14 protein-coding genes are annotated in these 21382 nt (G+C 73.8%); 6 read left to right on the top strand and 8 right to left on the bottom strand.

Going from position 1 to position 21382, the window contains the following annotated elements; translation table 11 throughout:
- Positions 1-153: 153 nt before the first annotated feature.
- The 8 genes from AB0I21_RS44460 to lysW all read right to left on the bottom strand — a co-directional run bounded on the left by AB0I21_RS44460 (position 154) and on the right by lysW (position 14738).
- Positions 154-5568, bottom strand: coding sequence for a type I polyketide synthase (locus AB0I21_RS44460; protein ID WP_360570083.1), 5415 nt, complete (start codon positions 5566-5568; stop codon positions 154-156).
- A gap of 1 nt (position 5569) precedes the next feature.
- Positions 5570-5794 (bottom strand): MbtH family NRPS accessory protein, encoded by a 225-nt coding sequence (locus tag AB0I21_RS44455; RefSeq protein WP_344509536.1) that lies wholly within the window; start codon positions 5792-5794, stop codon positions 5570-5572.
- Positions 5795-5898: 104 nt separating this feature from the next.
- On the bottom strand, positions 5899-10407 hold the full coding sequence (locus tag AB0I21_RS44450; protein ID WP_360570002.1) for an amino acid adenylation domain-containing protein: 4509 nt from the start codon (positions 10405-10407) through the stop codon (positions 5899-5901).
- Between the two features lie 48 nt (positions 10408-10455).
- Positions 10456-11280: an SDR family oxidoreductase gene (locus AB0I21_RS44445; RefSeq protein ID WP_360570000.1), complete on the bottom strand. Its 825-nt coding sequence runs from the start codon at positions 11278-11280 to the stop codon at positions 10456-10458.
- The gene (locus tag AB0I21_RS44440) at positions 11277-12392 is read right to left on the bottom strand and encodes a M20/M25/M40 family metallo-hydrolase (RefSeq protein WP_360569998.1); all 1116 of its coding nucleotides are present in this window, start codon (positions 12390-12392) and stop codon (positions 11277-11279) included. The genes AB0I21_RS44445 and AB0I21_RS44440 overlap by 4 nt, the downstream gene beginning before the upstream one ends.
- A complete protein-coding gene (argB, locus tag AB0I21_RS44435) occupies positions 12389-13387 on the bottom strand; it encodes an acetylglutamate kinase (RefSeq protein ID WP_360569996.1) in 999 nt (332 codons plus the stop codon). Before argB ends, AB0I21_RS44440 begins: the two co-directional genes overlap by 4 nt.
- Positions 13388-13479: 92 nt before the next feature.
- Positions 13480-14460 carry an N-acetyl-gamma-glutamyl-phosphate reductase gene (gene argC / locus AB0I21_RS44430; protein ID WP_360569994.1) on the bottom strand — a complete coding sequence of 327 codons (981 nt, stop codon included), beginning with the start codon at positions 14458-14460 and terminating at the stop codon, positions 13480-13482.
- Between the two features lie 98 nt (positions 14461-14558).
- Positions 14559-14738 carry a lysine biosynthesis protein LysW gene (gene lysW, locus AB0I21_RS44425; protein WP_344509524.1) on the bottom strand — a complete coding sequence of 60 codons (180 nt, stop codon included), beginning with the start codon at positions 14736-14738 and terminating at the stop codon, positions 14559-14561.
- Positions 14739-15110: 372 nt separating this feature from the next.
- Between lysW and AB0I21_RS44420 the strand changes: the two genes are divergently transcribed.
- From AB0I21_RS44420 to AB0I21_RS44395, 6 genes are all read left to right on the top strand, one after another.
- Positions 15111-16439 carry a DegT/DnrJ/EryC1/StrS family aminotransferase gene (locus AB0I21_RS44420; RefSeq protein WP_360569991.1) on the top strand — a complete coding sequence of 443 codons (1329 nt, stop codon included), beginning with the start codon at positions 15111-15113 and terminating at the stop codon, positions 16437-16439.
- Between the two features lie 38 nt (positions 16440-16477).
- Positions 16478-17425: a transketolase gene (locus tag AB0I21_RS44415; RefSeq protein ID WP_360569989.1), complete on the top strand. Its 948-nt coding sequence runs from the start codon at positions 16478-16480 to the stop codon at positions 17423-17425.
- On the top strand, positions 17422-18405 hold the full coding sequence (locus AB0I21_RS44410) for a transketolase C-terminal domain-containing protein (protein ID WP_360569987.1): 984 nt from the start codon (positions 17422-17424) through the stop codon (positions 18403-18405). The genes AB0I21_RS44415 and AB0I21_RS44410 overlap by 4 nt, the downstream gene beginning before the upstream one ends.
- Positions 18405-18683: an acyl carrier protein gene (locus AB0I21_RS44405; protein WP_360570081.1), complete on the top strand. Its 279-nt coding sequence runs from the start codon at positions 18405-18407 to the stop codon at positions 18681-18683. The genes AB0I21_RS44410 and AB0I21_RS44405 overlap by 1 nt, the downstream gene beginning before the upstream one ends.
- Positions 18680-19948, top strand: a complete 1269-nt coding sequence (locus AB0I21_RS44400) for an acyltransferase (protein WP_360569985.1) — start codon at positions 18680-18682, stop codon at positions 19946-19948. Before AB0I21_RS44405 ends, AB0I21_RS44400 begins: the two co-directional genes overlap by 4 nt.
- A gap of 105 nt (positions 19949-20053) precedes the next feature.
- Positions 20054-21169: a winged helix DNA-binding domain-containing protein gene (locus AB0I21_RS44395; RefSeq protein ID WP_360569983.1), complete on the top strand. Its 1116-nt coding sequence runs from the start codon at positions 20054-20056 to the stop codon at positions 21167-21169.
- Positions 21170-21382 lie beyond the last annotated feature (213 nt).

Here is a 21382-nt window from a genome sequence, read left to right as displayed (position 1 = left end):
AGTCAATACCTAGAGAATACTATGAACTCTACATCGTGTCTTGTTGACTGTCGGAGCATCTTCGCTGATACGACGGGCCCGGGACTGGTGGGTCGCACCGTCCCGGGCCCGGTGGGACCGGGACGGCGAGGTCATCACCGTCCCGGTCCCGTCTCATACGGCGGCTACCGGGGTCTCCGCCCGGACCGGGGGCACCTGCCTGGTCAGGCTCGGCGTCCCGGCGGTCCCGGGCCCCTCGGCAGGAGGCGTCTCCGAGGCGTCCCCGGCAGCCGCGTCCTGGGCCTCCTGCTGCTGCGCCGGCTCCTGGGCCGCGCCGCCGACCTCGCCCGCGAGGAACTCGGCGAGGGCGCGGACCGTCGGGTTGCTCCACAGGATCGTCGGCGGCAGGTCCACCGCGAACGTGCGGTGCAGCCGCACCCGCAGCGCCACGGTGAGCACCGAGTCGACCCCGAGCTCCAGCAGCGGCCGGTCGATCGCGATGTCCTCCGGCGCCAGGTTCAGCTCGGCGGCGACCTGCTCGTGCGTCTCCGCCGTCACCTTCTCCACCAGCTCGTCCGCGGGGACCGTCGCCCAGTCCACCGCGCCGCCGCCGGTGTTCTCCGCCGCGGCGTCGGTCACCGACAGCTGCGAGAACACGGGCAGGGTGTGGCCGGGCATGACCCGCATGACGGTGACGTACGGCAGCGCGTAGCGGTCCGCGTAGCTCCAGCTGCGCAGCGCCTCGCTGACGGTGATGCCGCCCAGGCCGCGCGACTCGGCCTCGAGGATCGTGGCCTTGCCGGTGGTCTCGCCCATGCCGCGGCCGATCCACTGCGCCCACGCGAAGCTGGTCGAGCCGATCTCGCCCTGCGAGCGCCGCAGCGCGGCGAGCGCGTCCAGGAACGAGTTGGCCGAGGCGTAGCTGACCTGGCCGGTGAGCCGGGCGAACTGCCCGCACGAGGAGAACATCGTGAAGAAGTCCAGCGTGCCGGCCGGGTACAGCCGGTGCAGGACCATCGCGCCGTCGGCCTTCGGCCCCATGGTCGTGTCCAGGTTCTCAGGGCCGGTCTTCTCCACCAGGGCGTCGGAGACCACGCCGGCGCAGTGCACGATGCCGCGCACGGCGGGCATGTCCAGCGAGCCCGGGTCGAGGGCCTTGGCGGTCGCCTCAGGGTCGGAGATGTCCAGCCGCAGCACCCGTACCGTGGCACCCGCCGCTTCCAGGGCGACGACCTCGGCGATCTGTGCGGCCACGGCCGGGTCGGTCACGCCGTCCCACTCCGAGCGCGGCGGCAGCCCGCGGCGGCCGACCAGCACCAGGCGGCGGGCGCCCTGCTCGACCAGGTACCGCGCGGCCTCCAGACCGAGCGCGCCGAGACCACCGGTGACCAGGTAGGTGCCGTCGGGACGGCAGTCCACCGGCTCCCGCTCGGCGGGCCGCTCCAACCGGCGCAGCCGGGCCGCGAACAGCCCGTCCGCCGTGCTGGACAGCACGTCCTCGTTGGGCGGCAGCGCACCGATGACGCCGGCGACCGACGCCAGATCGACGCCGCCGTCCACGTCGACGGTGCCGCCCCACAGGTCGGGCCGCTCACCGGCGACGATCCGGCCCGCGCCCCACAGCGGGGCGTGCGCCAGCGCGCCTTCCGTGCCGCCCTGCCGGACCCCGCGGGTCAGCGCCCAGACGGTGGGCCGCTTCTGCTCGTCCTCGATCGCGGCGACCCGCTGGACGGCGTCGACGAGCGCCTGCGCGCAGCGCCGGGCCGCCTGCTCGGGCGCCTCGTCCGGCAGCAGCGCCGGCGGGGCCACGATCACCACGTCGCCGCCGGCCAGCAGGCCGTCGCCGATCGCGGCCGGGTCCGTCGTCGCGCGGGTCTCGACGCCGCGGGCGTTGAGCGCGTCGACGAGCGCGGCACCGCCTTCAGGCTGCCCGAGAAGCAGCGCCTGCCGCGGCTGCGGCGCGTCGGCGCGCACCTCGACCGGCTCCCAGGTCAGCTCCTGCACCAGGTCGCGCGGGCCGACCGCGCCGGAGCCGATGTCCTGCACCTTGACGTAGCGCAGCCCGCGGGCCTCGCACACGACGGTGCCGGTCTCGTCGGCCACCTGCATGTTGATGGTGTCCGGCGTGCGCGGGTCCCGCGTGGTGTGCACGAAGATCCGCGCCGGCGGCGCGCCCTTGAACTGCAACGACTCCAGGTGCGAGCAGGTCCGCAGCACGGTCGAGTCCTCGGTCATCACCAGCACGCCGCTGGCGGTGAGGGCGGCGTCGACGACCGCGGTCCAGCTCGACGGGTGCAGCTTCGGCGTGTGGTCGACGGTGACCGTCGCGATCTGCTCGTCGTCGCCGCGCAGCAGCTCCTCGACGACCCACGGGAACGTGTAGCCGTCGACACCCATCGCGCGGAAGATGCCGTCGACCTTCGCCCACGTCCACGACACCGGGCAGCGGGCGCGGATCGTGTCCACGTCCTCCAACGGCGTGGTGCCGACCTCGGGCTCCGGCACGACGGTCGCGGTCGTGTGGGTCAGCCACTCGTCGTCCCGGACGCCGCCACCGGCACCGCCGGCGCCGTCCTCGCGCTTGATGCGGCTGGCGAGCCGGACCTTGTCCTGCTCCATGACGACCTGCACGATGCGGGTCGGGTGCGCGGCGAGGGGGATGCGGAACACGATGTCGCGCAGCCCGTAGGGCACGTCGCCGTCGCCGGCGGCGGCACCGATGAACGAGTTGAGCACCACCGAGGCCGGCACGGTCTCCACGCCGACGACCTTGTGCGACTGCGCGTAGGGCCGGTTGTCCATGTTCAGCTCGGTCTGCCAGACCCGCTGCACGGGGGCGCTGGCGACGGTGGTGTGCCCGCCGATCAGCGTGTGCTTCTCCGGGTCGTGGCCGACGCCCGCGTGCTCGGACGGCGTGTCCGGGAAGATCCAGAACGGCTTGTGCTGCCACCGTACGGCCGGCACGTCGACGAGCTCGCCCGCGTACGACCAGCGCACCGGGCTGCCCAGGCAGTGCAGGCGGGCCAGGTTGGTCAGGACGGTGCGCTGCTCCGGCTGCTCCCGGCGCAGCGTGATGGCGACCTGCGCGTCGGAGACGCCGGCGTCGATCGCGGTCTCGCTGATCGAGTGCGCCACGACCGGGTGCGAGGACACCTCCAGGAACACCCGGGCGCCGTCGTCGAGCGCGGCCCGCACGGCCTGGTGGAAGCGCACCGGGTCGGCCAGGTTCGTGGCCCAGTAGTCGCCCTCGCGGGCGGCGCCGGAGCGCGGGTCCGCCATCGCCGTGCTGTACAGCGTCACCTGCGGCGGGCGGGCGTGCAGCTGTGCCGCGGCCCGGCCGACCTCCGCCAGGACCTCGCCCCGCACGTGCGGGGAGTGGAAGGCGACGTCGGTGTTGACCTTGCGGGCCTGGATGCCCTCGCCCGACAGCTCCGCCACGAACGCCTCGACCGCGTCGATGTCGCCGGAGACCACTGTGGACAGTGGGCTGGCGGCGATGCCGGCGACGACCCCGTCGCGGCCGGCCAGCCGCTGCTCGACGTCGGCGAACGCCATCGGCACCATCGCCATCGCGCCCTGCCCGGCGACCTGCTCGAGGGCCTTGGCCCGGCGGCAGGCGAAGCGGGCCGCGTCGATCCGGTCGAGGCTGCCGGCGGCGACCGCGGCGGCGATCTCGCCGACGGAGTGCCCGATGATCGCGCCGGGGACCAGGCCCAGCTCCGACCACACCTCGGCGAGCGCGACCTGCATCGCGTAGGTCATCGCCTGGGTGCGGGTCACCGTCCACGGGCCGCCGGCGTCGATCGCCTCGCGCGGGGTCCAGCCCAGCTCCTCGGCGAAGACCGGGCCCAGCTCGTCGATCACGCGGGCGAACGCCGGCTCGGTGGTGAGCAGCTCCTGGCCCATTCCGGCCCACTGCGCGCCGTGCCCGGAGAACACCCAGACGGGCCCGGCGGCGCCGCTGTCGCCGAACGTGCGCGCGGCGCCGGTGACGGCGTCGGGCGTGTGCTCGCCGTCGGCGAGCGCGTCGAGGGCCTCGATGAGCTCGTCGGTGCCGGCGGCCACCACCGCGGCCCGGCGGGCCAGGTGCGAGCGGCGCTCGGTCAGCGTGTGGGCGAGCGAGTCGAGGTCGGCGCCGCGGTTGGTGCGGACCCAGTCGGCGACCGCGCCGGCGAGCCCGCGCACGCCCTGCTCCGAGGCGGCCGAGATCGGGAAGACCCACGGGCGGGCGGTCCTGTCGCCGCCGTGGCCGTTGGCGGACGGGCGGGTCGCCGGGGCCTGCTGCAGGATGGCGTGCGCGATCGAGCCGCCCACACCGTAGCTGGAGACACCGGCGCGGCGGCCGTGCGCACCGGCGCGCCACGGGGTCGGCTCGCCGACCAGGCGCATCCGGTTGTCGTCCAGGCCCAGCTCGGGGTTGACCTCCTCGTGCGGGCTGGGCGGCAGCTCACCGTGCCGCATGCCGAGCAGCACCTTGATGACGCCGGCGATGCCGGAGGCGGCCTCGACGTGCCCGACGTTGGGCTTGAGGGTGCCGATCAGCAGCGGGTCGTCGCTGTCCCGGCTGGGGCCGAAGACGCTGCCGATGGCCTTCGCCTCGGCCGTGTCGCCCAGCTGGGTGCCGGTGCCGTGCGCCTCGACGTACTGCACCGTGTTGGGGTCGATGCCGGCCCGCTCGTAGGTCTCCTGCAGCATCCGCTGCTGGGCCTCGCTGTTGGGGGCCATCATGCCGTCGGAGCGGCCGTCCTGGAACACGCCGCTGCCCATGACGAGCCCGTAGATCGGGTCGTCGTCGCGAACCGCGTCGGAGAGGCGCTTGAGGACGACGACGCCGCCGCCCTCACCGCGGCCGTAGCCGTCGGCGGCCTTGTCGAACGCCTTGCTGCGCCCGTCCGGCGACGTCGCGGACGCCGCGTCGAGCGCCACCACGAGCGCCGGCGACGACATGATGTTGATGCCGCCGACGATCGCGACGCTGGTCTCGCCGGTGCGCAGGGCCTGGCACGCGACGTGCAGCGCGGTCAGCGACCCGGCGCACGCGGTGTCGACCGCCATGCTCGGCCCGTGCGCGTCGAGGAAGTACGAGATCCGGTTGGCGATGCCGTAGAAGGTGGTGCCGTTCACGGCCCAGGCGCCGGTGCGGTCCAGGTCCTCCAGGAGCCGGCGGCCGTAGTCGTTGGTGTTCGCGGCCACGTAGACACCGGCGTCGGTGCCGGCGAGCGAGGTCGGCGGCAGCCCGGCGTCGCACAGCGCCTCCCAGGCCATCTCCAGCATGATCCGCTGCTGCGGGTCGATGTACTCCGCCTCGCGCGGGGTGATCTGGAAGAACTCCGCGTCGAAGCCCTCGATGTCCTGCATGAACGAGCCCTTGCGGGTCGTCTGGCGCAGGATCGCGCGGCTCTTCGGGTCGGCCTCGTAGGGGTCCCACCGCCGGGCGGGCATCTCGCCGACGGCGCTGCGCCCGGCCCGCAGGAACTCCCACAGCTGTCCGGGTGTGTCGAGGTCGGGGGCGAAGCGGCAGCTCATGCCGATCACCGCGAGCGGCTCTTCGGTGTTTCCGGGGTTCGTGGTCTCCGGCGTGTGCACCATCTCAGCCAACGTGAACACCTCCTTCGGCGACGACCGCGCGGCGCAGGCTCAGCGGGCGCAGGTCGGTCCATACCTCGGCGATGTGCGCGAGGCAGTCGTCCTTCGGGCCGTCGAAGCCCTCGGTGGCCCAGCCGTCCGGGACGTCCTGCCCGGCGGGCCAGATCGAGTACTGGTCCTCGTGGTTGCGCACCACGAGATACGTGCGCTCGTCCGTGCTCACTGTCACTCCCATCGTTTCGGTCTCGTCCGTTTCGGCCGTGCAGGGGCTGGGCATCCTCCCGGTCCGTTCCTGTGTGTTCCGGTTCCGGGACACGGGTCCCGGCCGGCAGTTCACGACGCGTCAAGCGTCCGGATGTACCCGGCCAGGTGCGCCGGGGTGTGCAGCGCCCGGGTCCGCAGCAGCTCGCTCAGCTCGCCCGCACCGGAAGGGGCGGTGCAGCGGCGCAGCGTCCGGGGCGCGGCGGCGGACGGGTCCGCCGCCAGCTGGGCGGCGACCGGACCGGCGATGCCGGCCACCCAGACCCGGTCGGGGTCCAGGCCCGCCACCCGCTCGTACCATTCGCGGTCCGGGCAGGACCGCAGCTCGTGTCCGGCGGCGCGGATCGCGTCCACCAGGTCCCGGGTGCTGCCGACGGTCGCGGGGACGGCGTCGACGTAGCGGGCGCCCGCCGTGACGTGGCCGTCGCCGGCCAGCAGCACCGCCTCCGCGGCGGCGTCGGCGGGCAGCGCCTGGAAGAGCTCGTTGCCCTCCAGGGCGAAGCTCTCCGGGTGCCGACCGGTCTCGATCATCGCCCGCGACCAGCTCCACACGGCGTCGGCCGCGTTGATCTGGAAGCGCTCCTGGTCGCCGAAGACGCTCGGGATCCGCACCACCGCGGCGGGCACGTCCAGCTCGGCGGCGTGCTCGAGGTACAGCTCGGCGACCGCCTTGGACCGCACGTAGCCGTTCGCCGCCGACGGCAGCGTGTGCAGCGGGCCGGGCGGCACGGTCCCGCCGGCCGGGTAGCCGGCGGAGTCGAACACCGAGCTGGTCGACACCACGGTCAGCGCGGCGCGGCGGCCGGCGGCGGCCAGCTCGAGCAGGCCGGCCAGGCTGTGCGTGTTGGCGGCGGCCAGCTGCTCGTACGGGTAGACGTGGTTGACCCACGCGGCGGTGTGCACGATGCGCCCCGCCTCGCCGGCGAGCCGGTCGTGGTCGGCGTGGGACAGCCCGAGCCGCGGCGCGGCGATGTCGCCGTCGACGAGCTCCACCCGGGCGGCGTGCTCGGGGCGCCACAGCCCGAGGGCGGTCATCCCGTCGACCAGGTCGTCGCGGCGGCGTTCCCCGCCGCGCACCAGGCAGACGACCCGCGCGCAGTCGCCGCCGTCGAGCAGCCGGGCGAGGACGAACCGGCCGACGAACCCGGTCGCGCCGGTGAGCAGCACGACGGCGGGGTCGGCGGCGGGGCGCTCCCCCGGCCGCGGGATCGCGGCGACCCGCCCGGCGATCTCGGCGCGCATCGTCGCGATGTCGTCGCCGGTACCGGCGGCGGAGGCCACGGTCGTGCCGGCGCGGACCTCGTCGACGGCCTCGGCGAGAGGCTGCAGCTGCGGCGTGCGGAACAGGGTCTCCATCGGCATGTCCACGCCGAGCGACGTGCGGATCCGGGCGACCATGTGCATCACCATCAGCGAGTGGCCGCCGAGCTCGAAGAAGTTGTCCTCGGTGCCGACCGCGGGCACGCCGAGCAGGTCCTGCCAGATCGCGGCGAGCTCCTTCGCGGTCCCGTCCGCCGGTGTCCCGCCGCGCGGGCCGATGCTCGCGCCCTGGTCGCGGCGGCCGGCGAGCGCCTGCCGGTCGAGCTTGCCGTTGCGGGTCAGCGGCAGCTCGTCCAGCACGGTGACCGTCGCCGGCACCATCCACTCCGGCAGGGTCCGCAGCAGCGCGCGGCGGATCGCGGAGCCGCTCGGGCTCGCCTCGCCGGCGGGCACGACGTACCCGGCGAGGGTGGCGGCGCCGACCCGGTCGCGTTCGAGGACGACGGCGGCCCGGGCGACGTCGTCGAGGGCGGCGAGGGCGGCCTGCACCTCGCCGAGCTCGATCCGGTGGCCGCGCACCTTCACCTGGTCGTCGCCGCGGCCGAGGTAGAGCAGCTCGCCGTCGTCGCGGTGCACGGCGAGGTCGCCGCTGCGGTACATCCGGGCGCCGGACCGCCCGCTGAACGGGTCGGGCAGCATGCGCTGCGCGGTCAGCGCCGGGTTGGCGACGTACCCGTGGGTGACGCCGTCGCCGCCGACGAAGATCTCGCCGGGGACGCCGGGGCCGACCGGGTGCAGCGAGCCGTCGAGGAGGTACAGCGACAGGTCCGGCAGCGGCGGGCCGATCAGCGACGCGGTCTCGGCCAGGTCCGCCTCCCGCACCCGCCGGTAGGTGACGTGCACGGTGGTCTCGGTGATGCCGTACATGTTGATCAGCTCGGGCTGGGCGTCGCCGTGCGCGGCGACCCAGGGGCGCAGCGCGGCGTGGTTGAGCGCCTCGCCGCCGAACACGACGTACCGCAGGGCGGTTTCACCGCCGCGCTCCAGCAGCGCGGCGCTCACCTGACCGAACGCGGACGGCGTCTGGCTCAGCACGGTGACGCCCTCGGTCTGCACCAGCTCGGCGAACACGTCCGGGGCGCGGGTCGCCCATTGCGGCACGACGAGCAGCCGGCCGCCGTGCAGCAGCGCACCCCACAGCTCCCAGACGGAGAAGTCGAACGCGTAGGAGTGGAACAGCGTCCACACGTCGTCCGGTCCGAAGCGCATGTGCTCGTCGCAGGCGGACAGCAGCCGCAGCACGTGCCCGTGCGCGACGAGGACGCCCTTGGGCTTGCCGGTGGAGCCGGACGTGTAGATCACGTACGCGGGAGCAGACGCGGGCACGTCGACGGTGACCGGCCCGGGTGCCTCGGGAAGCTCGGACCAGTCCAGCACGAGCGGCCGCGGCCCCTCGACGGCCTTCGCGGTCGCGGGCGTCACGATCACCGTGCTCACCCGGCACTCGGCGAACTGGTCGGCGGTGCGCTCGGCCGGGTTGTCCGGGTCGATCGGCAGGTACGCCGCACCCGCCTGGAGCACGCCGAGGACGGCGGCGGGCAGGTCCACGCTCCGGTCGAGGACGAGGCCGACGATGCTGCCCGGCCCCTCGCCGCGCTCGCGCAGTGCGGCCGCGATCCGGTCGGCCCGGCCGGCCAGCTCCGCGTAGGTCAGCCGGTCCTGGTCGTCGGCGACGGCGACCGCGCCGGCCCGCGCCGCGGCCTGGGCGGCGAACGCGCCGTGCAGGGTCTCGTGCGCGGGAGCGGCGGTGAGCCCCTTCGCCGGGATGACCGCCGGCTCGCCGTCGGCGAGGATCTCCAGGTCGGCGACCGGGACGTCCGGGTTCGCCAGGCCGGCCCGCAGCAGCGTCTCCAGCCAGCGGGCCCAGCGCGCGACCGTGGACGCGTCGAGCAGCTCGTCGTCGAAGGGCAGGTAGCCGACGACCTCGTCGCCCTCGCACCACAGCTCGGCCATCAGGTCGTAGTGCGTCGCGCCGCCGTCGAGCTCGGCGAAGGACACTTCGACGCCGGGCATCCTCGGCGGGGTCGGCGCGCCGTCGCGCAGCGAGAACGAGGTCTGGAAGATCGGGGTCACGCCGGGGCGGCGCGACGTCTGCAGCTCCCGGACGAGCATGTCGAACGGGATCTCCTGGTGGCCGAGGGCCTCGCCGAGCGCCGCGCCGGTGCGGCGGACCAGGGTGTTCAGGTCCGGCCGGTCCCCGACCCGGACGTGGATCGGCAGCCAGTTCAGGAAGTAGCCGATCATCCGCTGCGTCTCCGCGCGGGGGCGGCCGGCCACCGGTACCCCCACCACCAGCGACTCCGAGCGCACCAGCCGGGACAGGAAGGCGATGTAGCCGGCGAGGAACGCGCCGAGCAGCGTGGTGTCGTGCCGCTTGGCGAGGTCGCGCAGCCCCTGGACGAGGTCGGCGCCGAACCGGACGTACTGGAACTGTCCCTGGCTGCCGCGGATCGCGGGACGGGGCCGGTCGGTGGGCAGGTCGAGGGCCTCGGGGGCGCCGTCGAGCCGCTCGCGCCAGTGCTCCAGCAGCCGCTGCATCGACGCGCCGTCCACCGTGGCCCGCTGCCACTCGGCGAAGTCCGGGTAGTGCACGTCGAGCGGGGCCAGCTCCACCGGCACGCCGCGCTCCCGGGCGTAGAGCCGGCCGAGGTCGTCCAGCAGGATCCCCAGCGACCAGTTGTCGGACACGATGTGGTGCTGGACCAGCGCGAGCAGGTGGGTGGTGTCGTCGATGCGGAACAGGGTGCAGCGCACCAGCGGCCCCTCGGCGAGGTCGAAGTCCTCGACGACCAGGCCGGAGGCGAGCCGCCGGGCGGTGCCGGCCGGGTCCTCCTCGCCCGTGCAGTCGACCTCGTCGAGCGGCAGCGTCATCCGGTCCAGGACCAGCTGGTAGGGCTTTCCGTCGCGCTGCCGGAAGACCGTGCGCAGCGACTCGTGCCGCAGGGCGAGCTGCTGCAGCGCCCGGCGCAGCGACTCGGCGTGCAGGTCGCCGTCGATGCGCAGCGCGACCGGGACGTGGAAGATCTCGCGGCGGGTGAGCAGTTCGTACATGAACCACAGCCGCTCCTGCTCGAAGGAGCACGGCGCCTCGTCGCTGCCGGCGGCGCGGCGGGTGATCCCGAGGTCCGTGCCCTGACGGGCCAGCATCCGCTCCACCAGCCGGCGCTTCTGCGCGGGCAGCGCGGCCAGCTTCGACCGCAGCGCGGCCAGGTCGGCCGGCGCGGCGTCCGGCCGCGTCTGCACGTCGGTCTGCTGGTCCATGGCAGGCAACTCCTTGTCCGTCTGGTTCCGTTCGGGGGACGTCGTGCGTCAGCGGGCCGTGAAGCCGCCGTCGACCACCAGTTCGGTGCCGGTGACGCCGCCGGAGTCGGGGCTCGCCAGCCACAGGCAGGCGGCCGACACCTCCGAAGCGGTCACCAGGCGGCCGAGCGCGTGCAGCGACGCCGACTGGCGCTCGTAGTCGTCCAGGCCCGAGCCCAGCGACTCGGCGACCGCGCGGGTGCTGCGGGTGCCGAGCTCCGCGTCGTCGGCGACCGTGCTGGGGCTGACGGCGTTGGCGCGGATCCCATGCCGGCCGTACTCGAGAGCGATCGACTTGGTCAGCCCGACCACGCCGTGCTTGGACGCGACGTAGTTGGCGTACATCTCGAACGCGACCCGGCCGCCGGTCGACGCCGTGTTCACGATCCGTCCGCCGCCGCGCTCCACCATGTGCGGCAGCACGGCCCGGCAGCAGCGCCAGGTGCCGCTGAGGTTCACGTCCAGCGAGAGCTGCCACTGCTCCTCGGTCAGTTCGTGCGCCCGTACACCGCCGGGGCCGAGCACGCCGGCGTTGTTGAGCAGCACGTCGATCTGGCCGAACTCCTCCATGCCCTCGTCGACGACCTTGTCGACGCCGGCCTGGTCGCGCACGTCGGCGACGCCGGTCAACACGCGGCTGCCGTAGCGCCGGCACTTGTCGGCGGTCTCCTCGAGGTCGCGGCGGCCGGACATCTCGTACGGGCCGGCCTGCGGGTCGCAGTGGTCGACCAGGATGAGGTCGGCGCCCTCCCGGGCGAAGGTCAGCGCGTGGGAACGGCCCAGCGCACGGGCCGCGCCGGTGATCATGGCGACGTTCCCGTCGAGCAGCATCATGCCTCCAGAAGTTCGGGCGTTCTCGCGGCCAGCTGGCGCCCGAGCCGGGGCAGGGCGACGGTCAGGACGTCGATCGCGCGGTACAGCTCGCTGATCGGGATGTGTTCGTCGGTGGTGTGGTCCAGGTGGGCGTCGCCGGGGCCGTATGCGGCCATCGGCACGCCCCACGGGTCGAGGGTGTTCATGTCGGAGGTGCCGGCCTTGCGCTTGAACGTCGGCCGGGCGCCCTGCGCGGCGATCGCGGCGCGCAGCTGGCTCACCACCGGGTCGGACCGGGTGCGGGTCACCCCGGGCACCCGCTCGTCGACCCAGATCCGGCTGTGCGTGCGGCTGCGGGCGAAGCGCTCCAGGGCGGCGAAGTCGAAGCCCGGCGGCACGCGGCAGGTCAGGAACGCCTCGGCGTCGGCGAGGTCACCGCACAGGCGGATCAGCGTGCCGGCGGCGACGCCGAACGCGACCGGGTCCGGATCGGGGTCCGGCGACAGCCCGCGCAGGTAGTCCTGCACGTCGCCGGCCCAGCGGGCGGCGCGCTCCACCGCGGTCGGCTCCGGGCTGCTGGTGTGCAGCGGCGGCTGGTGCATCTCGTACCCGAGGCCGATGCGCCCCTTGTACCCCAGGCAGACCCCGTCCCAGCCGCTCGGCTCGCCGATGACCACGGCGTCCGGGCGCGGGACGGTCTCCATCACGTGCCGTGCCCCCCGCGAGCCGGCGACCTCCTCGCCGACCGCGCCGACGGCGTGCACCCGCACGTCCCGGCTGCGCGCGGCGGCGCAGATCATCGTGACGAAGGCACCCTTCGCGTCCACCGAGCCGCGCCCGTACAGCAGATCGCCGACCTGACAGACCGGGACCTGCCCGGGGACGGTGTCGATGTGCCCGAGCAGCATCACGGTCGGGGCGTCGGCGGGGCCGATGACGCCGTGGACGTTGCCGACCTCGTCGACGTGCGCGTCGAAGCCGAGCGTGTCCATCTGCTCCGCCAGGAACCCCGCGAGCGGCAGCTCCTGCCCGGACACCGACGGGATGCTCAGCGCGGCGCGCAGCAGCCACGCCGGGTAGTCCTCGCGCAGGACTCCGGGGCGGGTGCGGCGCACGGCCCAGCCGGCGGTCATGCGGCGCTGCCTTCGCGCAGGACGTTGCCGCTGCCGGCTTCGCGCGGGGAGCTGCCGCCGGCGGCTTCGCGCAGGACGTTGCCGCTGGCGGCTTCGCGCGGGGAGCTGCCGCCGGCGGCTTCGCGCAGAACGTTGCCGCTGGCCGCTTCGTGCAGGGAGCTGCCGCTGGCGGCTTCGTGCAGGGAGCTGCCGCTGCCGGCGAGGGCCTGGCGGATCGGCCGGTGCTGTCCCGCGGCGCCGATGACGACGCGGGCGACGGTCAGGCTGGCGCGCAGCCCGGCCCGCACCTTGTGCCGCATCCGCCCGCGGACGGTGTCGCCGTCGAGGTGCTGCGGGCCGACCTCGGCGATCCTGCTGCCCGGGTCGTCCGGGTCGGCGTACACCCCGGAGACGTCGGTGAGCAGGACCAGCGCGTCGGCATCGAGCGCCACGGCGAGCCGGGCGGCCATCTCGTCGGCGTCGACGTTGAGCAGATTGCCGTCGGCGTCGCTGGCCGGCGGGGACACCACGGGGACGTCGCCGCGCTCCAGCACCGCGCGGACGGGTGCGGGGTCGACGTGCTCGATCCGCCCCGACTGGTCGTCGCGGATCAGCACGGTCTTGCCGGCCTTGATCGACCGGATGGCCGGCTTGCGGGACGCGGTCGCCAGCCCGCCGTCCGCCCCGCTCAGGCCCACCGCCCTCGCGCCGCGTGCCCGCAGCCCGCTGACCAGCTCGGGCTTGACCCGCCCGAGCAGCGCCATGGTGATGATCGAGAGCATGGTGCGGTCGGTGCGCCGGCTCTGGGTGCCGTCGGGTGACCTGATGACCTCACGTTCGATGCCGAGCTCGTCGGCGAGCTGGTCGGCGACGGCGCCGCCGCCGTGCACCAGCACGGTGGGCGTGCCGGCCGCGGCCAGCTCCGCGACCTCGTCGAGCAACGGTCCCGGGTCGGAGCCGCCGCCGATCTTGACCACGATGACCCCGCCGGGGGTGTGTCCGGCATCCTGTGCCATGCCCCGCTCACCTCCTCTGTGCTTGCCCGGTGCTTCGTGTGCAGTGCCGGATCAGGCCGGATCAGGCCGGATCAGGCCGGGTGCAGGCCGGATCAGGCCGGGTGCAGGCCCGGGAACTCCAGGCCGGCGTCCTCCGGCAGGCCGCGCGCCACGTTCAGGCTCTGCACGCCGCCGCCGGCGGCACCCTTGACCAGGTTGTCCAGGGCGGCGACCACGACGATCCGGCCGCCGTCCTCGTCGACCGCGCAGCCGACGTCGACGAAGTTGGTGCCGGACAGGAACTGCGGGTCCGGCAGCCGGTGCACCCCGCGGCTGCGGGCCACCACCCGGACGAACGGGCGGTCGCGGTACTCCCGCTGCAGCACCCGCAGCACGTCCCGGCGCTCGACCGGCTCCGGCGGCGTGACGTGGCAGACGACCTGCGCGCCGCGGACCGACGGCACGGCCGTCACGGTCATGCGGGCCCGGACCTTGGCGTGCGCCGCGATCTCCTTCTCGTGCCGGTGCCCGGCGGGTTTGTAGACTCTGAACGCGTTGCCGCGCTCCGCGTGATGCGACGACGGGCCCGGCTCGGCGCCGGAGCCGGACGAGCCGGTCCGCGCGTCGACCACCACGTCACCGGCGACCAGGCCCGCCTTGCTCAGCGGGGCCAGGGCGAGGATCGCGGCGGTCGCCATGCAGCCGGGCACGCTGATCCGCTCGGCGCCGGGCAGTTCGTCGGCGTACAGCTCGGGCAGCCCGGTCCGGTAGACGTCGCCGGACGCGGAGCTGGCGCCGGCCCGGAAGTCCGGGCTCAGGTCGACGATCGTGCCGGCCAGCTCGGCGACGCCGGCCTCCAGCTCCGCCGAGGCTCCCGAGGGCAGCGCCAGGAAAGCGGTGTCGACCGGGGCCAGCTCCTGCGGCGGGTGGAACGTCAGGCCGAGATGATGCAGGTTGGGGTGCACCTCCGCGACCGGCCGGCCGGCGTGCCGGCGGGAGACGGCCTGCACCAGGTCCAGTTCCGGGTGCGAGTGCACCAGCCGGAGCAGCTCCCCACCCGTGTAGCCGGCCGCGCCGACGACGCTCACCTTCACCCTGCCGCCCCTTTCCGTCTGCAGTCTTTGTCGCGTGTTCGGTGCCCGCCGTGGGGTGGGGTCCGCCTCAGGCACCCACCACCCCGGCGAGCCGGCGGCTACTCGCCCCAGTCCTCTTCCACCTCGGGCGCGAGCGCCAGCACGACCGGGTCGGTCGTGACCACCTCGAGCTCGCTGGAGCAGTGCTGGCAGATCACGATCTCGGCAACCATGAGTTCGTCGGAGACGTCCACCGCGCCACCGCACTGCGGGCACTGCACGGTCGTTGCAACAGTCATCAGTTGCCTCCTGCAGATTGTATGACTACTGTTTGGCCAACACTGCAGAAGCTAACACATGCTTCACGGTCGCACATCTCGAGAGACGACTTGGAAGCAACATCGAGGCGACATCCCGCAGGTCACGGCAAATCGTTGGAATATCCACGCCGACGACTCTGTAACCCTTCCCCACATCGGGTTTTGCCAAACAGGACTTCGCACAAGCACCGATGATCGAGTTGCGGATCGCGGCATACAGGGTGATGCTGACCCTCGACACTGTTGCAGACTCTGCATGATGAGGCGACGAATACTCTGCAACAAAGGCTGCTCCGTGCGTGTCCTCCCGAGCGGCGACCCGACGAGCACACCGTCCGGAGGTGCCTGTTCATGGCCGAGACCACCCACACCTTGCTGACCGCGGAGCTGGCCCTGCTCGGCGGGGACCGCGCCGTGCCGAAGGACAGCGGCGGCGGCACCTGGCCGGTCGTCACCGCGGACGACGAGCGGGCCGTCCTCCGGGTGCTGCGCGACGGTCCGCTGAACGCCGCGTCGCCCGGCGAGCCCGAGATCGGCCGCCTCGAGGCGGCGTGGGCCGAGGCCACCGGGACGCGGCACTGCGTCGCCGTCGCCTCCGGCACCGTCGCGCTGCACCTCGCGCTGCGCGGCTGCGGGATCGGCGCCGGCGACGAGGTGGTCGTGCCGGCCCTGACGATGAACGCGACCGCCCACGCCGTGCACGCGGCCGGCGGCACCGCCGTGTTCGGCGACATCGAGCCGGGCACCTACAACCTGGACCCCCGCTCGGCCGCCGCGGCCGCAGGTCCCCGCACCGCGGCGCTGCTGCCCGTCCACCTGCACGGGCTGCCGGCGGACATGCCGGCGCTGCGCCGCCTCGCCGAGCGGCTGGACGTGCCGGTCGTCGAGGACGCCGCGCAGGCCCACGGCGCGCGGCTGGAGGGCCGCCGGGCCGGCGCGCTCGGCACGGCCGGCTGCTTCAGCCTGCACCCGCACAAGAACCTGCCGACGTGCGGCGAGGGCGGGCTCATCACCACCGACGACGACGAGCTGCACGAGCGGCTGGTCAGCCTGCGCAACTTCGGCGAGCGGGCGCCGGTCGGGGCTCGCACGTACATCAGCCATCACACCGCCTTCAATGCCCGGATGGCACCCGTGGCGGCCGCCTTCACCCACTCGCAGCTGGCCCGCTTCGACGACTACGCCCGCCGGCGCGAGCCGGGCATCCGCGCGTTCCTGGACCGGCTGGCCCAGCTGCCCGGGCTGGGCGTGCCGCGGATCCCCGCCGGCCGCACGCACGCCTGGCACATCCTGCGCCTGATGCCGCAGCCGGAGGCGCTCGGGCTCGGGCCGGAGCACCGCACCGGGCTGCGCGCCGCCCTGCACCGGGCGCTGCGCGCCGAGGGCGTGCCGGTCTCCCAGTACCAGGTCGCGCCGCTGCCCGCGCACCCCGCGTTCCGGCCCGCCGGCATGACCGAGGCCGACGCCCTCGACTGGGTGGCCGAGCGCTTCCCGGTGACCGCCGCGGTCGTGGACGGATCCCTGTGCCTGCAACGCCGCCACCTCGATCCGGCGGCCGGGCCGCTGCTGGCCCGCTACGCCGACGCCTTCGAGAAGGTGTGGCGGCACCTCGACCTGATCCGCCAGATGGCCCGCTCGCGCCCCGCGCCCGGCTGGCGCGACGCGCTCCGCAAGGGCTGACCCACGCACACATTCACACCCACCGAAGGGAGCCAGACATGGCCGCGCCGACCACGACCGGCCCGCCGCACTCCCCCGCCGTTCAGGACGGCGCTTCTGACGGCGCCGTTGACGGTGCTGTTGACGGCGCCGTTGACGGTGCTGTTGACGGCGCCGTTGACGGTGCTGTTGACGGGACTGTTGACGGGGCTTTTGACGAGGCGCCCGTCGCGGCGATGGCGCAACGGATCCGGCAGGACGTCATCCGGATGGCGGGCGGGCCCGAGGGCGCGCACGCCGGCGGCAGCCTGTCCTGCGCCGACCTGATGGCCGTGCTGCACGCGCGGCTGCTGCGCCCCGGCGACGCGTTCGTGCTCAGCAAGGGCCACGCCGCGCCGGCGCTCTACAGCGCGCTGGTCCAGCTCGGCCGGCTCCCCGCCGACGAGCTCGACAGCTACGCCCAGCCCGGCAGCCGGCTCTTCGGGCACCCCGCGCACGACCTGCCCGGCGTCGAGTTCGCCACCGGCTCGCTCGGCCACGGGCTCGGCCTGTCGATCGGCCTCGCGCTCGCCGAGCTGCTGCGCGGCGGCGACCGGCGCGTCTACACCGTCCTCGGCGACGGCGAGCTGCAGGAAGGCAGCGTCTGGGAGGCCGCGCTGCTGGCCGGCCACCGCAAGCTGCCCAACCTGGTCGCGGCCGTGGACCGCAACGGGCTGCAGATCACCGGCGGCACCGAGGGCTGCGTCGCGCTCGAGCCGCTCGACGCGAAGTTCGCCGCGTTCGGCTGGCAGGTGCGCACCGTCGACGGGCACGACCTGGCGGCGCTGCACGAGGCGCTGCAACCGTCGCCGGACGGCCCGGTCATGGTGATCGCCACGACCGTGAAGGGCCGCGGCGTGCCGTTCCTGGAGCGCAAGGTCGCCGGGCACTACGCCAAGCTCAAGCCCGCCCTGGTGCAGCGCGCCCTCGCGGCCCTCGCCCGGGCGGCGAAGGGGGAGCCGTCGTGACGCAGACGATCGCCGAGGTGGAGCTCGGCCCGGATCCCCGCGCGGCGTACCGCGACACGCTGATCGACCTCGCCGCCGAGGACCCCCGGGTCATCTGCCTGGACTCCGACACCGGCGGCCTGGAGAACACCTTCGCGGAGCGGTTCCCCGACCGGTACATCAACGTCGGGATCGCCGAGGCGAACCTGATGACCGTCGCCGCCGGGCTCGCCCGCCGCGGCTTCATCCCCTACGTGCACACGATGGCCACGTTCGCCACCATGCGGGCCGCCGAGTTCCTCAAGGTCGACGTGGTCGGCAACCGGCTGCCCGTCCGGGTGATCGCCACGCACGGCGGGCTGTCCGCCGCGCACTTCGGCACCACCCACTTCGCCCTGGAGGACCTCGCGGTCGCCCGGGCGCTCGCGGACCTCGCCGTCGTGGTCCCCGGCGACGGCCGGCAGATCGGCGCCGCCACCCGGCAGCTGCACGAGCTGCCCGGCCCCGCGTACCTGCGGCTCGGGCGGTCGGCGACACCGGTGCCTCAGGGCAGCGCGCCCGACTTCCGGCTCGGCCGGGCCCGGACGCTGCGCGAGGGCACCGACATGACGATCGTGGCGACCGGGGCGATGCCGTTGCTGTTCGCGCTGGAGGCGGCTTCGCGCCTTGCCGGCGCCGGGATCGATGCGGAGGTGCTCGAGCTGCACACCCTGCACCCGCTGGACCGCGACGGGCTGCTCGCCGGCTGCCGCGGGCGCGCGGGCGTGGTGACCGTCGAGGAGCACCGGCCGCAGGGCGGCGCGGGCGACGCGGTCGCCGAGGTGGTGTCCGCCGAGCTCGCCGTGCCCATCCGCCGGGTCGCCGTGCGCGGCCGGCCCGGCGCGCGGGTCGCCGGCCAGCGCGACGCCCTCGAAGCGCACGGAGTGAGCGCCGACGCGGTCGTGGAGGCCGCCGGCCGGCTGCTCGACCACACCCAGAACACCGACCGGAAGACGAGGTGATGACGATGGCCGGAACGGCCCTGATCCACGACGAGGACCGGATCCGCTACGTGCAGAGCGTGTTCCAGCGCGTGCTGAAGGTCGACAAGGGGGTGACGCCCGACGACGAGTTCTTCGCCCTCGGCGGCACCTCGCTGACGGCAATGGAAGTGATCGACCTGATCGAGGCCGAACAGGGCCGCCGCCTGCCGGTGCGCAACTTCTACCAGGCGACCGTGGTCCGCGAACTCGCCGGCGAGCTGACGCCCGCCACCGACTCAGACGGAGGTGCCCGATGATTCGACCGAGAGCGGGACTCGCCACCGAGGCGAGCACCGAGGTGGACCTGGCCGGAGGTGGCGGGCCACGGTCCGTGTCCCCCGCCGCCGACCGGCCCGCGCCCGGCCGGTCGAGCGCGAAGCTGCACTCGCTGACGGGCCTGCGGTTCATCGCCGCGTTCCTGGTCGTGCTGTGCCACGTCGGCATCAACCTGCTGCCGTTCGTCGCCAAGGACCAGGTCTTCGTGATCCACGTGTTCTACGGCTTCGGCTCCGTCGGGGTGTCGTTCTTCTTCATCCTCAGCGGGTTCGTGCTGACGTGGGTCGCCCGCGACATCGACACCGTGCCGCAGTTCTGGCGCCGCCGGTTCTTCAAGATCTACCCGAACCACCTGGTGACGCTGGTCGCGGCGGTCCTGCTCGCGGCCACCGCCGCGCACGCGCTGTCGACCCGCGACACCCTGGCCACGCTGTTCCTGGTGCACGCCTGGATCCCCGACCAGCAGCTGCTGTTCAACCTGTGGTCCAACACGCCGACCTGGTCGCTGTCCTGCGAGCTGCTGTTCTACCTCGTCTTCCCGTTCGTGCTGAGCCTGCTGCGCAAGGTCCGCCCCGAGCGGCTGTGGCGCGGCTTCTGGATCACGTTCGCCGCGATCTGCGCCGTGCCGTTCGTGGCGCTGCTGCTGCCCGCCGGCGGGACCCACCGCGGCACCGGGCTGCCCTGGCTGCACATGTGGTTCATGACGTTCTTCCCGCCGGTGCGGATGCTGGAGTTCGTGCTGGGCATCTTCACCGCGCTGATCGTCATCAACGGCCGCTGGCTCAAGCGCTGGCCGCTGCCGGTCGCCGTGATCGTGGCGACGATCGGGCTCATCGCCGCCGGTGGTGCCACGCCGCCGATCCTGGGCTTCGTCGCCGTCTCCGCGCTGCCGCTCGCGTTCCTCGTCGGCGCCGTCGCCACCCGCGACATCGACGGCCGCGGCAGCTCCTTCGGCAGCCGCACCATGGTGTTCCTGGGGGAGATCTCCTTCGCCCTGTACCTGGTGCACTGGCTGGTGGTCGTCTACGGCTGGATCGGCAGGCACTCCCCCACGTGGGGCGCGAACCCGGCCGACGCACCCACCACATGGGGCACCGTGCTGACCTATTCGGGGCTGACGATCGTCACGAGCCTCGTGCTCGCGTGGCTGCTCTACACGCTCGTCGAACGCCCGATCATGCGGCGCTGGAGCCGGCCCAAGGCGAAACGCGACACCCTGGAGGCCGCACAGGCGGACCGGGGCTGAGATTCCTCGACAAGGCTCCCACCCGAGCGGGTGGGGGCCTTGTCGCCTTTCGTGCAGTGTCTTTCGGCCCGGGGTAGGGTGAGATTTGACTGCAGAGGGGGCACCGTGAAAGTCACCTGGAAACAGGTCGCGACCTGGCGGATGAAGCGGCAGTTCGTGCATCCGCGCACGAAGGCCAGCGCGAGCGAGATCGTCGGCAGACTGTGTGGTGTGCAGGCGCAGGTGTGGAGCGCCGCCGAGCTGGCCGTCGCCTTGCGACAGACGACACCCGACGGTGACGCCGTCGACCGGGACGTCGCCGACCTGACGCTGCTGAAGACCTGGGCGATGCGCGGCACGCTGCACCTGCTGCGCCCGCAGGACGCCGGCGCCTTCCTGTCGCTCATGGCCGCCGCGGGCAGCTGGCTCAAGCCGTCCTGGACGAAGGCGTCCGGCGTCAGCCCCAAGCAGGTGGACGAGCTGACCGACGAGGTGTCGCAGATCCTCGAGGGCGGCGCGGAGCTCACCCGCGACCAGCTGGTCACGAAGCTCATCGCCGACAAGCGCTTCGCGAGCATGGAGGAGCGGCTGCGCTCCGGGTGGGGCTCGGTGCTCAAGCCTCTCGCCTGGCGCGGCGCCCTCTGCCACGGCCCCAACCAGGGCAACAAAATCACGTTCACGTCGCCGGCGAAGAAGTTCGGCAAGGACTGGAAGGGCATCCCCGAGCCCGACGAGGCGGCCCCGATCGCGATCGAGGCATATCTCGGCGCGTACGGCCCGGCGAGCCCCGACACGTTCGACCGCTGGCTGACCCTCAACAGCACCAGCAAGCCGAAGCTGCGCAAGTGGTTCGCCGACATGGGCGACAAGCTCACCGAGGTCGACGTCGAGGGCCGCAAGGCGATGATCCTGACCGAGCACGCCGACGACCTCGCCGGCTCCGCCGACTGCCAGGGCGTCAAGCTGCTCGGCCACTTCGACCAGTACATCCTCGGCCCCGGCACCAAGGACGACGTGCTGCTGGACGCCAAGCACCGCAGCAAGGTGAGCCGCACCGCCGGCTGGATCTCCCCCATCGTCGTCGTCGACGGCCGGATCGAGGCAGTCTGGGAGATCGAGGGCAAGGACCTCGTGGTAACCCCGTTCGACGGCGCCGTCCTGCCCGAGAAGGACCTCCAGAAGGAGGCCACCCACGTGGGCAAGGCCAACGGCGTCAGCGGCCTGACGGTCCGCGTCGTCTGACCCCCACCCCGCACCGCCACGACCGCCACGACCGCCACCGCCGCCCGCGGCTCGGCGCCCGCCGCTCCCCGCTCGGCGCTCGGCGCTCGACGCTCGGCGTTCGGCGCGCGGGCGCTCGGCGTTCGGCGCGCGGGCGCTCGGCGCGCGGGCGCTCGGCGCGCGGGCGCGGGCGCTCGGCGCGCGGGCGCTCGGCGCGCGGGCGCGGGCGCTCGG

The organism is Dactylosporangium sp. NPDC050588 (assembly GCF_040654975.1).
GTDB lineage: Bacteria > Actinomycetota > Actinomycetes > Mycobacteriales > Micromonosporaceae > Dactylosporangium > Dactylosporangium maewongense.
The sequence above is the reverse complement of the archived record's forward strand: the minus strand, read 5'-3'. Positions and strand labels throughout refer to the sequence as shown.